General features: G+C 61.4%; 9 protein-coding genes. 5 read left to right on the top strand and 4 right to left on the bottom strand.

Annotated elements, in window-relative coordinates; all coding sequences use genetic code 11:
• Window positions 1-22 precede the first annotated feature (22 nt).
• The 4 genes from nosZ to JFN93_RS04285 all read right to left on the bottom strand — a co-directional run bounded on the left by nosZ (window position 23) and on the right by JFN93_RS04285 (window position 5,914).
• The gene (gene nosZ / locus JFN93_RS04270) at window positions 23-1,885 is read right to left on the bottom strand and encodes a Sec-dependent nitrous-oxide reductase (RefSeq protein WP_199382757.1); all 1,863 of its coding nucleotides are present in this window, start codon (window positions 1,883-1,885) and stop codon (window positions 23-25) included.
• 206 nt (window positions 1,886-2,091) lie between these two features.
• The gene (locus JFN93_RS04275) at window positions 2,092-2,730 is read right to left on the bottom strand and encodes a response regulator (RefSeq protein WP_199382758.1); all 639 of its coding nucleotides are present in this window, start codon (window positions 2,728-2,730) and stop codon (window positions 2,092-2,094) included.
• A 241-nt stretch (window positions 2,731-2,971) separates the two neighbouring features.
• Window positions 2,972-4,984, bottom strand: coding sequence for a PAS domain-containing sensor histidine kinase (locus JFN93_RS04280; RefSeq protein WP_199382759.1), 2,013 nt, complete (start codon window positions 4,982-4,984; stop codon window positions 2,972-2,974).
• 144 nt (window positions 4,985-5,128) lie between these two features.
• Entirely contained in the window at window positions 5,129-5,914 is a 786-nt protein-coding gene (locus JFN93_RS04285) for an SPL family radical SAM protein (RefSeq protein WP_199382760.1), read from the bottom strand.
• A gap of 503 nt (window positions 5,915-6,417) precedes the next feature.
• On the opposite strand from JFN93_RS04285, the gene fdnG reads away from it, so the two are divergent.
• The 5 genes from fdnG to JFN93_RS04315 are packed head-to-tail and all read left to right on the top strand — an operon-like array spanning window position 6,418 to window position 13,310.
• Window positions 6,418-9,474, top strand: coding sequence for a formate dehydrogenase-N subunit alpha (gene fdnG / locus JFN93_RS04295; RefSeq protein WP_268898777.1), 3,057 nt, complete (start codon window positions 6,418-6,420; stop codon window positions 9,472-9,474).
• A gap of 10 nt (window positions 9,475-9,484) precedes the next feature.
• Window positions 9,485-10,360, top strand: coding sequence for a formate dehydrogenase subunit beta (fdxH, locus tag JFN93_RS04300; RefSeq protein WP_199382763.1), 876 nt, complete (start codon window positions 9,485-9,487; stop codon window positions 10,358-10,360).
• Window positions 10,357-10,989, top strand: coding sequence for a formate dehydrogenase subunit gamma (locus JFN93_RS04305; RefSeq protein WP_199382764.1), 633 nt, complete (start codon window positions 10,357-10,359; stop codon window positions 10,987-10,989). Before fdxH ends, JFN93_RS04305 begins: the two co-directional genes overlap by 4 nt.
• Complete coding sequence (fdhE, locus tag JFN93_RS04310) at window positions 10,986-11,915, top strand: formate dehydrogenase accessory protein FdhE (protein ID WP_199382765.1); 930 nt, start codon at window positions 10,986-10,988, stop codon at window positions 11,913-11,915. The genes JFN93_RS04305 and fdhE overlap by 4 nt, the downstream gene beginning before the upstream one ends.
• Window positions 11,916-11,927: 12 nt before the next feature.
• Complete coding sequence (locus tag JFN93_RS04315) at window positions 11,928-13,310, top strand: hypothetical protein (RefSeq protein ID WP_199382766.1); 1,383 nt, start codon at window positions 11,928-11,930, stop codon at window positions 13,308-13,310.
• Window positions 13,311-13,335 lie beyond the last annotated feature (25 nt).

Consider the following 13,335-nt stretch of genomic DNA (forward strand, 5'->3'; position numbering starts at 1 on the left):
CGCAGTCATCGGTCAAGAGCGGTTACTTGCCGGTCCCGTATTTGATGGGGACGTTGGACCCGGCGGCGGAAACCCTCAGGTACCCCTGCATTTCCTGGTGCAGCGCCGAGCAGAAGTCGGTGCAGTACATGGGGTAGACGCCGGGGGCCTTCGGTTCCCAGACGATGGTCCTGGTCTCGCCCGGCATGATCAAAAGCTCGGAGTTCCGCATCCCCTGGACGGCGAAGCCGTGCGGGAGGTCCCAGTCCTGCTCCTGGTTGGTAACGTGGAAGTACACCTTGTCTCCCACCTTGATCCCTTCGATGCAGTCCGGCGTGAAGTGGCTCCGGGTGGCGATCATCTTGATGTGCACCTCGTTCCCCTTGCGCTCGACCTTGGCGTCGTCCTCCATCATGATCCCGTTGGGGTTGCCGTTACTTTCCAGGGCGTAGATCTGCTGGTTGTGCTTGGTCAGGATCTCCGCCGGGATCATCTGTGCGTAGTGCGGCTCGCCGATGGTCGGGAAATCGAGCAGCAGCTTCATCTTGTCGCCGGTTATGTCGAAAAGTTGCGCGCTTTGGGGCTGGTTCGGCCCGGTGGGGAGGAACCGGTCCTTGGCGACTTTGTTCAAGGCCAGAGCGTACTTGCCCCACGGTTTGGCGCTATCGCCCCCCGGGATGCTGAGGTGTCCGATGGCGTAATAGGTCGGAATCCGGTCTACCACCTGCCAGGTCCCGATCTTCCACTTGACGATCTCCGATGAGATGAAGGCCGAGGTGTAGGCATAGCCCTTGCCGTCGAATTCGGTGTGCAGGGGGCCGAGCCCCGGGTTCTTCACCTCGCCCGCCAGGGTGGCGCTGTACTTGAGCACCGGAATGCCTTCGATCTTTCCTTCCACCTGGTTGGTCTCGATCGCCTTCAGCATCTTCGAGAAGGAGTGGACCGGGAGCACGGTGGCCAGCTTGCCACCCCCGACGATATACTCGCCGCTCGGATCGACGTCGACGCCGTGCGGGGATTTCGGGGTAGGCAGGTAGTAGATGAGCCCCGGGCACTCCTTGGGATCAAGCACCTTGACGCTTTGCACCTTCTCCGACTTGGCCACACGCGTCTTCTCGTCCACGTAGTTGTGGTAGTAGTTGGCGGGCATCGACTTGCCCTTCCCTTCGGCGATGTATTTCTCGGCGAGCTTCCAGTTGACCGCCGCAATGTAATCCTTGTCGTTTTTGGAGGCGTTTATCTCCAGCAGGGTGTGGGCCTGTTCGGAGTTGTAACAGGTAAAGAATGCCCAGCCGTGGGAAGGCCCTTTGCCGCAGTGCGCGAGGTCGTAGTCGAAGCCCGGCACCATGATCTGGAAGGCCACGTTCATGTGCCCGGATTTCGGGTCCACCTTCACGAAGGAGAGGGCTCCCTTGAAGTTTTCCTTGTAGGACGCAATCGGTACGTCTTTTTGGGGCACCGGGACGCTGAACCGGGTCGCCGCGACCACATATTCGCTGTTCATCGTGGTGAACGGGGAACCGTGATTTCCGGCCGAGTTCGGAATCTCCATGATCTCGGCGGTCTCCATGTCATGGAGGTCGATGCGGGCGATGCGCGGGGTGTTGTTGCCGTTGATGAACAGCCACCTCCCGTCCGGCACCCCGTTGGTCTGGGAAAACTCGGGATGGTGGGCGTCATCCCAGGGAACGAAGCCGTACGAGGTATTGAGCATGGCCTTGGTTTCCTCGGAATAGCCGTAGCCGGTTTCCGGATTTTGGGAGAATACGGGAATCACCTTGAAGAGCCTGCCCGACGGTATTCCGTAGACGGAAACCTGGCCGCTGAAGCCGCCGGACATGAAGGCGTACATCTCATCATGGCTCCCGGGGGGCACGTACACCTTCGAGGCCGCTTCCTTTGCCAAGCCCGGTTTTCCCTTTTGGGCGCAACCGAACGAGGCCAGGGCCAAGACCAGTAACACCAGACACCTGCAGCTGATCCATTTCAACGACATTTTGTGTTCCATTCTTTCTCCCTTTTTCTCCTTTCTTCTGACAAAAACCGCGGCCATCAAGCCCTGTTCCCGTTTAACGCAGGCCTTCCCGGCGAACCTTGGGGACCGTGCCGGCGTCAACTTATGAGGTCGTGCTTGATCGCATAGCGGATGATCTCGGTGGTGCTGCTCAATCCAAGCTTGGAGAGGATTCGGCTGCGGTAGGTGCTGACGGTCTTTTCGCTGATGCCGAGTTCGGCGCCGATCTGTTTGGGCACTTTCCCCGCACCGATCATGACCAGTACCTGGCGCTCCCGGGCGGAGAGGGCCTCGTGCGGCAGTCCCGTTTCCTTTCCCGAGAGCAGGTATTCCGCCAGGCGGTCGGCAAGGGCGGAACTGATGTAGCGCCCACCGGCCAAAACCTTGTTCACTGCCACGACGAGTTCCGCCGGGGCACTCTCCTTGGTGAGATAGCCGGAAGCGCCGAGGGAGAGCGCCCGGACCGCGTATTGTTCCTCGGGATGCATGCTAAGGATGAGGATCCGTAGCTCGGGCCGCTCCCGGTGGAGTTTTTCGAGCAGATCGAGTCCACTCATCCCCGGCATGGAGAGGTCGAGCAACAGGACGTCGTATTTTTCCTGGGAAAGCTTCGCTTCCGCCTCCCCGGCCGTCCCTGCTTCAGCGCAGTAAAAGGCGCGGGACAGGCTCCTTTCCAAAATGCTGATAATTCCCTGTCGGACGACGGCATGGTCATCGACTACCAGTATTTTTGACATCGTAGACCTTCTTCCCGGACCGGTTTCTTGAGCCAAAGAATCCGGTAACCGGCCTTTCCCACAATAGGTTTTTCCTCCCTATCTCACAAGACGGCTTCTGGCTGATAGCGTGTAGTTGTTTCGCCTACAAGCGCCCAAACCGGGGCCGGAGACGGTTTCATGGCAAAAAAACACCCTCCGCCGTAGAGGTGGAGGGTGTTAAGTGCTTGGCGTAGCGCCTGGATCGGGGTCATACGGGTTCTCACCGCACATTCCCCTTTACCAGGGGGATGTGCAGCCGCACCGTGGTCCCCTGCCCGGGTGGACTATCGATGACGACTTTCCCGGAACAGAGAAACGCCCGCTCGCGCATTCCCATCAGGCCGAAGGAACCCTCGGCAAAGATGTCCTCGACGGCAACTCCCTTGCCGTTGTCGGTTACCACGAGGACGATTTCCTGTTTGAGCTGATGAAGCTTTACCATCACCTTGCTGGCGTTGGCGTGACGCTGGATATTGGTGAGGGCTTCCTTGAAGATACGGAAAATGGCGGTGGAGCATTCCGGAACCAGCGGCGGCAGCGACGGCGACATCTTATGGCTGCAGGCGATCCCGGTCCTTTGGGCAAAATCCTTGATCTGCCACTCCATGGCAGGGACCAGCCCGAGGTCATCGAGGAGCTTGGGCCGCAGTTCGGCGGATATGCGCTGCACCGTGCGAATCATCTCCGTCACGTTGGCATCCATATCGTCGATTTTATGCGCCTGGGGCCCGGACAAGGGGGCCGTTTCCTTCAGAAAGGAAACATCGAATTTGAGCGCCGCCACCATCTGCCCCAGTTCGTCGTGCACCTCACGGGACATTTTCACCCGTTCCTCCTCACGGACCGATTCCAGGTGCGCGGCGAGTTGCCGCAGTCTCCCGTGGGATTCCTGCAGGGCGGTTTCCGACCTTTTCCGCTCCGTCACATCATGCAGGGAAATGATGACCCGCCCACAGCAGCCGGTGGCAGCACCCAACCGGGAAAGTTTCGGGGTCGCGAACTTCAGGTTTCCTTTCATGGTGGTGACCGAGGTGACGACGTCGGCAGGTTCCCGATCCGAACCGGCGATCAACCTGAGGAAGGTGTCGTAGTTGCCGTCGACCCTGAGAAACTCGATGAGTTGCTCGGCGGTTTCCGCCTGGTACAGCTCCAGCATGGAATGGTTGAGTTCGATGACGCTGATGCCGGCACCGCACGTTTTTGCCGCCTCAGGATGAGCGACGAAATATGAGGAATAATCGGTAACGCCCGCATCACGCAAACGCTCGAGGGATTGCATCGCGTCGGAGACGTCCGCTTCCAGGACGGCGATCGGGGATTCCTCAAACAGGTTGCGGTAGCGGAGCTCGCTTTTTTGCAGCGCCTCTTCGACGCCGATCCGGTAGATCGTTTCGCCGATGTGGGTGGCGATCGATTCCACGAAGCGGACCTTGCTCGGCGGCAACATCGCTTCGCGTTCGTCGGTGATGTGAAGCCCGCCGTAGACCGTGCCGCGGTATTGGATCGGGGTAAAGGCAATGGAGAGGTAGCCGAACCTGGGACAATTGCCCCGGAAACGGTCTTTTTCCGGGTCGGGGAGCGCCGAGAGAAAACGCTCCATGTTATCGGTGCGAAACGACCCCTCAGCAGTGGTGATGGCCGCGTCCTGCTCTTCGGTTGTTCCCGTGATGATGCGGGTGCAGATGCAGCAATCCTCCTTGGTTGAGAGCCAGTTTTCCCATTCCCAGAATTCCCGGTCAAACCCCACGTAGGACTCGAAAGGCATTTTGTCGTCTGCGTCGAGAATCCTGATCCCCACACAACTGCAGCCGCTCCAGATCTGAAGCAGTCGCACCACCGAATCCAGATAATCCTTCCGGGTGGGGCTTTTAGCCATCCGAAGGGCTTCGCTGATGAACTCGTCTCTTTCCAGCCGTTCGGAAACGTCCCGCGCGACGAGGGTGTGGAACAGCTCTTTTTCATAGGAATAGCTGCCGACGGAAACCTCGACCGGGAACTGGACGTCGCCTTTCTTCACTCCCGTCATTTGAACGGGGGCGGCAGCCTGCGAAATGCCGGGGCCAAGGGTCGGGAATTGCGGGAGAATCAGGGTCACCGGGCGGTCTTGGAGCTCAGTGAAGCGGTATCCGAAAAGCGTCGCGGCCTTCCGGTTCCAGCCCACCACGCAACCTTGGCTGTTAAGGGAAATGATGCAGTCGTTGGCGTTTTCGACGATAGGGCAGTTTGAATCCAAAGGAATCCTCACACGGCGAAGTCCGGCGCTTTCCCCCTCCCCCAGCGGCCAGGAGCGGGCTTGCCCGTCATTGGACAGGTGACGGCCGGTTGCCTTCCCTCATTATGCCTGCTGCGGCGGCATTTCTGCAAGTAAGTGAAATGCCTACATGCACACAACGGTGCAAGGGATCTGCAGTCGTGAGCAGTCCGACCGGATGCTCTGGCTCACCCACACGAAGTACCCCTCGGACAGGTTTTCTTCCAGGTGGTACTTCCGGTACAGGTAATCGGCGTAGTGATAGTTCATCCGGTCCACCAGGATGTAGTCGACCGCCCCGGCCAGTCGGGTAACGAGCGCCTCGGCGCCGGGGAGCACCGGGGCAATCATGGCATAGGTCCGGATCCCGGCCCGGTGCAGTTCGGCAAGGGCACTGATCCGCAGCGCTATCGGCGGCGCGTGCGGTTCGAATATTTGCCGGGTCGCGTCATCGGCGGTGGTCACCGAAAAACCGACCTCCACCCTCTTGAATGTTTTGAGAACGTCGAGGTCTCTCAAAACCAGGGGGGATCGCGTTTGCACCACCACCGGCCAGTCGTTATGCGCCAGTATCTCCAGGCAGTGCCGGGTCAGCTGGTATTTTGCCTCCAGGGGCTGGTACGGGTCACACACGCCGCTGATCCAGACCGAGTCTCTTTTCTTTTTGCCGACCTCCTTGGCGAGCAACTCGGCGGCGTTGACCTTCACGTCCACAAAGCTTCCCCACGGCTCCTTGTGTCCGGTGAACTTCTTCATGTATCGGGCATAACAATAGGAACAGGCGTGCTGACAGCCGACATACGGGTTGATGACATAGGGATAGATCTTTGACGCAGAGAGTATGCTCTTTGCCTTTATCTCTCGCACTATCAAGGGAACTGCACCTTCATCGGGTCGGTGCTCGACTGTCATACAACCTCCGGGTGGAAAGCTTTGACGTAGAACCACTATTTCATCTTACCATTATGGCACATCGTCTCTACTGGTGCCGGAACCGCCCTTCCCTGCCCGATCCCCTAACCTTCCGCCTCCCCAGATACCCCTACCGCTGTAACCGCGACGAAAAAGGCGCTCTTGCCGATCGAGCCTGGCAATGATGGACCGATTCCCGATCGGACCGTCGCGTTTCGATTCTCAACGCGACCTGCGGACCATCTTGCACTGGCACAGCCGGTCTCTAATAATTTGATAATTAGTAATAGTTACCATTTCCCTATTGAAACATTCTCTTAGTGCGCTCGCTCTGCCTTTAACGACCTGTCCTCGTTTGACATAGCCGAATGTAACGGTATTTTAAATTCAATGATCGGCAAACCCTATGCAGCATCGGCGGGCAACGCCTCGACTGCGATTCCTTTCCGAAGCATCTCCATAGCTGGACACATTCAGTCGCGACGCATCAAGGAGGCATATCCATGAACGTGACACGTCGGCGTTTTCTCAAAATTTGCGCCACCGGTTTGGGAAGTTCCAGTGTGGTGGCACTGGGCTTTCCGGTGACCAAGGCCCAGGCGGAGGTGCGTGCCTTCAAGCTCGCCCGCAGCAGCGAGACCCGCAATACCTGCCCTTACTGTTCGGTCAGCTGCGGTCTCATCATGCACAGCCTGGGCGACCGCGCCAAAAACGCCGAATCCTCCATCTTCCATATCGAAGGCGACCCGGACCATCCGGTGAACCGCGGCACCTTGTGCCCCAAGGGGGCCGGCCTGGTCGATTTCATCCACAGTCCCAACCGCCTCAAATATCCGGAGTACCGCGCTGCCGGCTCCGACCGCTGGCAGCGGATCTCCTGGGACGAGGCCTTCGCCAGGGTGGCCCGCTGGATGAAGGACGACCGAGACCGAAACTTCCTCGCCAAAAACGCCGCCGGGGCCACGGTGAACCGCTGGCTTACCACCGGTTTTCTCGCCGCCTCGGCTTCCAGCAACGAAGCCGGGTATCTCACCCACAAGGTGATCCGCAACCTCGGGGTCCTCGCCTTCGACAACCAGGCCCGGGTCTGACACGGCCCCACGGTGGCCAGTTTGGCCCCCACCTTCGGTCGCGGTGCGATGACCAACCATTGGGTAGATATCAAGAACGCCAACGTCATCATCGTCATGGGTGGCAACGCCGCGGAGGCGCACCCCTGCGGTTTCAAATGGGTTACCGAGGCCAAGGCGCACAACCAGGCCACCCTGGTCGTGATCGATCCCCGCTTCACCCGCTCGGCTTCGGTCGCCGACCTCTACGCGCCGGTCCGCACCGGCACCGACATCGCCTTTTTGGGCGGGGTCATCAACTACCTCCTTTCCAAGGACCGGATCCAGCACGAGTACGTCAAGTCCTACACCAACGCCTCCTTCCTGGTGGCCGAGGGGTTTACGTTCGAGGACGGCCTGTTTTCGGGCTACGACGCCGGCGGGCGCAAATACGACCGCTCCACCTGGGCCTACCAGATGGGGCCGGACGGTTATGCCCTGGTGGACGAGACCCTGCAGCACCCCCGCTGCGTGTTCCAACTGATGAAGCAGCACTTCTCCCGCTATACCCCGGAGGCGGTGAGCAACATCTGCGGCACCCCCCGGGAGACCTTCCTCAAGGTCTGCGAGATCATCGCCACCACCTCGGTCCCCGACCGAACCCTCACTTTCCTGTACGCCCTGGGGTGGACCCAGCACTCGACCGGGTCCCAGATCATCCGCACCGCAGCCATGGTGCAACTCCTTCTTGGGAACATCGGCATGGCGGGGGGCGGCGTCAACGCCCTGCGGGGACACTCCAACATCCAGGGGCTTACCGATCTGGGGCTTTTGTCCGACCTTCTCCCCGGCTACCTCACCCTCCCTCGGGAACAGGAGACCGACTTCAAGGCCTACCTCGACAAGCGCTCCATCAAGCCGCTGCGCCCCGGCCAGATGTCCTACTGGCAGAACTACCCGAAATTCCACGTCAGCCTGATGAAATCGTGGTACGGCGCCGCGGCCACCAAGGAAAACAACTTCTGCTTCGACTGGCTCCCCAAGCTCGACAAGGTCTACGACATCCTCCAGGTTTTCGAGCTGATGGCCCAGGGGCAACTGAACGGCTACTTCTGCCAGGGGTTCAACCCGCTCGCCGCGGTCCCCAACAAGGCGAAGCTGGTCAAGGCGCTGTCCAAGCTCAAATACCTCGTGGTGATCGATCCCTTGGCCACCGAGACGTCCTGTTTCTGGGAAAACCACGGCGAGTACCACGACGTCGATTCCGCCAAGATCAGCACCGAGGTGCTGCGCCTCCCTTCGACCTGCTTTGCCGAGGAGAACGGCTCGCTCACCAACAGCGGCCGGTGGCTGCAGTGGCACTACCAGGGTGCCCGTCCGCCGGGTGAGGCCAAGGCCGACACCGAGATCATGGCCGGAATCTTCCTCAAGATCCGCGAGCTGTACCGCAAGGAAGGGGGGCCCTTCCCCGACGCCATCGCGAACCTCACCTGGAACTACCAGATTCCGGCAGCACCGTCGCCGGAAGAGCTCGCCATGGAATACAACGGCAAGGCGCTCGAAGACCTGACCGATCCCAAGGACCCGACCAAGGTGATCCTGAAAAAGGGGCAGCAGCTGGACGGCTTCGGGCAGTTGAAGGACGACGGCAGCACCGCCTGCGGCTGCTGGATCTATTCGGGCGCCTGGACCGAGAAAGGAAACCTCATGGCGCGGCGGGACAACTCCGATCCCTCCGGCCTGGGCAACACGCTGAACTGGGGCTTCGCCTGGCCGGCCAACCGCCGCGTCCTTTACAACCGCGCCTCCTGCGATACGACCGGCAAACCGTGGGACCCCAAGCGCAAGCTGGTCTACTGGGACGGCGCCAAGTGGGCCGGTGCCGACGTCCCCGACCTGAAGCCGGACGCGGCCCCCGCCGACGGGATGGGGCCGTTCATCATGCAGGCCGAAGGGGTGGGCCGGCTCTTCGCCCTGGACAAGATGGCCGAGGGCCCCTTTCCCGAGCACTACGAGCCGTTCGAGACCCCGATCGACACCAACCCGCTGCATCCCAAGGTGATCAGCAATCCGGCGGCACGCGTGTTTCGGGGCGACGCCGACGAGTTCGGCAAGGGGCAGCAGTACCCCTACGCTGCCACCACCTACCGGCTCACCGAGCACTTCCACTACTGGACCAAGCACACCCGGCTCTCCTCGATCATGCAGCCGGAACAGTTCGTGGAGATCGGCGAGGAGCTGGCGCGCGAAAAAGGGATCCGGGGGGGCGACAAGGTCCGGGTCTGGTCCCATCGGGGGAGCATCAAGGCGGTCGCGGTGGTGACCAAGCGGATCCGGCCGCTCAAGGTGAACGGCAAGACGGTGCACCACGTAGGGATCCCGATCCACTGGGGCTTCAAAGGAGTCGCCCGGAAGGGGTATCTGGCCAACGTTCTCACCCCCTTCGTGGGGGACGCGAACACCCAGACCCCGGAATTCAAATCGTTTCTGGTGAACCTAGAAAAGGCATAGGAGGGGGAACATGTCACTCCAGTCCCTGGATATTACCCGCCGCTCCGCAACCACCACAGCGTCGCCCGGCCAGCGCCAGACGACCGAGGTGGCCAAGCTGATCGACGTCACCAAGTGCATCGGCTGCAAGGCCTGCCAGGTGGCATGCATGGAGTGGAACGACACCCGCGACGACATCGGGGAAAACCATGGCGTCTACGACAACCCGGCCGACCTGACCGCGAACTCCTGGACGGTGATGCGCTATGCCGAGGTGGAGACCGATCGGGGGCTCGAGTGGCTGATCCGAAAGGACGGCTGCATGCACTGCGCGGAGCCGGGCTGCCTCAAGGCCTGCCCGGCCCCCGGAGCCATCGTCCAGTACCGAAACGGCATCGTCGATTTTCAGGAAGGAAACTGCATCGGCTGCGGCTATTGCATTACCGGCTGCCCCTTCAACATCCCCCGCCTCTCCAAGAAGGACAGCAAGGTGTACAAGTGCACCCTCTGTTCGGACCGCGTGGCGGTGGGACTGGAGCCGGCCTGCGTCAAGACCTGCCCGACCGGCGCCATCGTTTTCGGCAGCAAGGAGGACATGATCCGCCATGCCGAGGAGCGGATCGTCGACCTCAAACAGCGCGGCTACGCCAAGGCGGGGCTCTACGATCCCCAGGGGGTGGGGGGAACCCACGTGATGTACGTGCTGCACCACGCCGACCGCCCTGAGATGTACTGCGGCCTTCCCAAAGATCCTGCCATCGGGCCGCTGGTCGGCGTGTGGAAGGGCGCGGCCAAGCCGGTCGCCTCGCTGGCCCTGGGGATGATCGCCGTCGGCGCCTTCGCCCATTACGTGGCCAACGGCCCCAACGAAGTCGACGAGGAAAACGAGAAGGAGCACAAGGAATGAAACCAGATCCTGACAAACTGCTTCGATTCACCACCGCGGAGCGGATCAACCACTGGCTGGTGGCGCTGTTCTTCTTCCTTCTGGCCGGTTCCGGTTTGGTCTTCTTCCACCCGTTTTACTATCCTTTCAACCAGCTTTTCGGAGGGGGGACCTGGACCCGGATCCTGCACCCCTTCTTCGGGGTGGCGATCCTGTTCTTCTTCACCGGCATGTTCTTCCGGTTCCGGAAGTCGAGCGTCCTGACCCCGACCGACTGGGAATGGCTGCGCCACGCGAAAGAGTTGGCCCGGGGGGACCACCGGAACCTCCCCGAGGCGGGGAAGCTGAACGGCGGGCAGAAGCTCATGTTCTGGTCGCTGGTGTGCTGCATGGTATTGCTGGTCCTCTCCGGCATCGTGATCTGGCGCGCCTACTTCTCGTTTCTGTTCCCGGTCACGGTGGTGCGCCTTGCCGCGGTCATCCATGCGGCAGCGGGCGTGGTGATGATCGCGCTGATCATGGGGCACATCTACCTGGCGATCTGGACCAAGGAGAGCATCGGCGCCATGCTGCACGGCTGGGTGCGGCGGGCCTGGGCCAAACAACACCACCCGGCCTGGTTCCGGGAGATGACCGGGAGGGATGAATGAACAGCGGAAACAACATCAAGACACCGGGAGAACTGACGCCCCCCTCCGCATCGATCAAACCGCTGCTTCGCCCGGGACGGGATATCTTCGCCCAGCGCGCCGCTCGCCTGCGGCGTCTCTCCCGGGAGAGCTCCCTGGGAAGCTACCTCGCCTTTTTGGCCCTTTTGTCCGACGCGCAGCAGCACGCCTTGGACCGGTTTCCCCCCCTACCCTCGCGATCCATAGACCCGGTCTTCGCCCCCGGGGGGCCGCCTCTGGCCGCGGCAAGCTGGGGCCGTGATGGGGCCTGGCGTGCCGGGCTCACCGCGATTCTCGACGAGCTTTCCCAAGGCGGCGTTCCCCGGGAGGTGCGCGATACCGTCGCGGACCTGCGGGCATCGACCGAGAACCGGTTGGAGCGTCTGGCCGACCAGGTTCTGGCCGGAAACCTGGAGGGGGTCGCTCCGGGCGAACTCCCCTTCATTGCCGCAGCACTGCAGGTTTATTGGGTGCAGATGGCGGTGGGCCTGGACGAACCCGACGGGAACCGGCTGAGCCCGAGCGGGGTCTGCCCGGTATGCGGATCTCCGCCGGTCGCGGGCGTGGTTCATGCTAGTGGCAGTGAACAAGGATTGCGATATCTTTGCTGCTCTTTGTGCGCATCGCAGTGGCACCTGGTGCGCCTTACCTGCAGTGCCTGCGATGCCACCCAGGGGGTCGACTACTATACCCTGGAAGGTTCCGACGGGGCAGTGAAGGCGGAGGGGTGCGACAGCTGCGGCAGCTACCTCAAGCTTTTTTACCTGGAAAAGGACGGCCAGATGGAACCGATGGCCGACGACCTGGCGACCCTGGCCCTGGACATGCTGCTGGAACGGGAGGGAAAGGCGAGCAGCGGCTGCAATCCTTTTTTCCATCCCGGCGAGGTCGCAACTACACCAATCTAGGAGGGTTATCGTATGAAAAATCACCATTGGGCCCTGACAGCCCTGCTCTGGGCGGTTCCCACCCTGGGCGCCGCAGCGGAATACAACACCGACCTGAATCCGTCCCCTGAGGTGGCGCCGGGCTTCTACGGCAAGATGTCCAGCCCGGTGACCAGCAAGTTCAAGCTATCCATCGGCGGGTACGTCAAGCTCGACTACGCCTACAACTCGGTCAACCTGGGCCCCAACGGGGTGATCACCCCGATCTCGGGAGCCATCCCGTCGCGGGCCATCTCCGGCACCGGGCCCAACTCGGCGACCTTTGCCGGTCAGAATCAGTCGGTCTTTTCCCTGAAACAGTCCCGCATCTGGTTCAAGGCGGACGGCCCTACCCTCGCCGGCGCGAAGACGGGCGCCCTCATCGAGGTCGATTTCTACGGCGACAATTCCGCCGCGGCGGAAAGCCCGATGCCGAGGCTGCGCCATGCCTACGGCACGGTGGATTGGCCCAACACCCAGGTATTGTTCGGGCAATACTGGGACATGTTCGCCCCGATGATCGCGTCCACCGAGGATTTCCGGACCGCGGCACCGCAGGGCGCGCCGTACGGACCGCGGGTGCCCCAGATTCGGGTGACACGGACCGTGAACCTGGACGCCAACAACCTGTTAAAATTCGTGGTTGCCCTCCAGGACCCGGCCCAAACCGGCGACAACTCACCCGCGGTGACCGGCGAGTACGGTCCCAACGTGAACTATGCCGGGCAGATCTTCTACATCAACAAGTCCCTGGGCACTGCGCCAGGATACATGAGCCTCTCCATGAATCCGTTCAGCGTGGGGCTCTTCGGGCTGGTCAGCAAGGAAAAGGCGCCAAGCAATAACAACCACACCCTGGACACCTGGGGCTATGGCCTCTACACCTTCATCCCGATCCACGGCTCGCACAACGGCGTCGACCGGACCGGGACCATCGCGTTCGAAGGGCAGTCCTATGCCGCAGCCAACCTCGCCTACAGCGGCGCAACCTCGCTTTCCGTGGTCGGCACCACCCCGCCGGGAGGCACCCCGGGGACCGTTTCCAATACCTACGACCCGGCCGGACACCAAAGCGCGGCGCGCAACTGGGCCTTCATCGCCCAGCTGAAATACTTCCCGACCCAGGACCTCGGTATCACCGGCGGTTACGGGACTCGTTACACATTCGACAACAAGGACTTCGTCGGCATTCCGAACTTCCAAAGGCAGTCCCAGCAGGCCTGGGGCAACGTGACCTACGATTTCAACGCGGCGATCCGGTTGGCCACCGAATACCAGAACATCCAGACCAAGTACGGCAACGTCAACGGGGTCGCGGGCCGAAACGCCACCGGCGTGGACAACACCATCCGGCTCTGCGCCTATTACTTCTTCTGATCCCCGCTCTGCCCCACGTCAAAGA

This window comes from Geomesophilobacter sediminis (genome assembly GCF_016458275.1).
Classification (GTDB): Bacteria; Desulfobacterota; Desulfuromonadia; order Geobacterales; family Geobacteraceae; genus Geomesophilobacter; species Geomesophilobacter sediminis.

What these genes read in the sequence shown, in the direction of transcription:
- JFN93_RS04305 (WP_199382764.1), top strand. Translation starts at nt 10,357, where the DNA reads ATGAAACCAGATCCTGACAAACTGCTTCGATTCACCACCGCGGAGCGG.
- fdxH (WP_199382763.1), top strand. Translation starts at nt 9,485, where the DNA reads ATGTCACTCCAGTCCCTGGATATTACCCGCCGCTCCGCAACCACCACA.
- JFN93_RS04315 (WP_199382766.1), top strand. Translation starts at nt 11,928, where the DNA reads ATGAAAAATCACCATTGGGCCCTGACAGCCCTGCTCTGGGCGGTTCCC.
- JFN93_RS04285 (WP_199382760.1), bottom strand. Translation starts at nt 5,914, where the DNA reads ATGACAGTCGAGCACCGACCCGATGAAGGTGCAGTTCCCTTGATAGTG.
- JFN93_RS04275 (WP_199382758.1), bottom strand. Translation starts at nt 2,730, where the DNA reads ATGTCAAAAATACTGGTAGTCGATGACCATGCCGTCGTCCGACAGGGA.
- fdhE (WP_199382765.1), top strand. Translation starts at nt 10,986, where the DNA reads ATGAACAGCGGAAACAACATCAAGACACCGGGAGAACTGACGCCCCCC.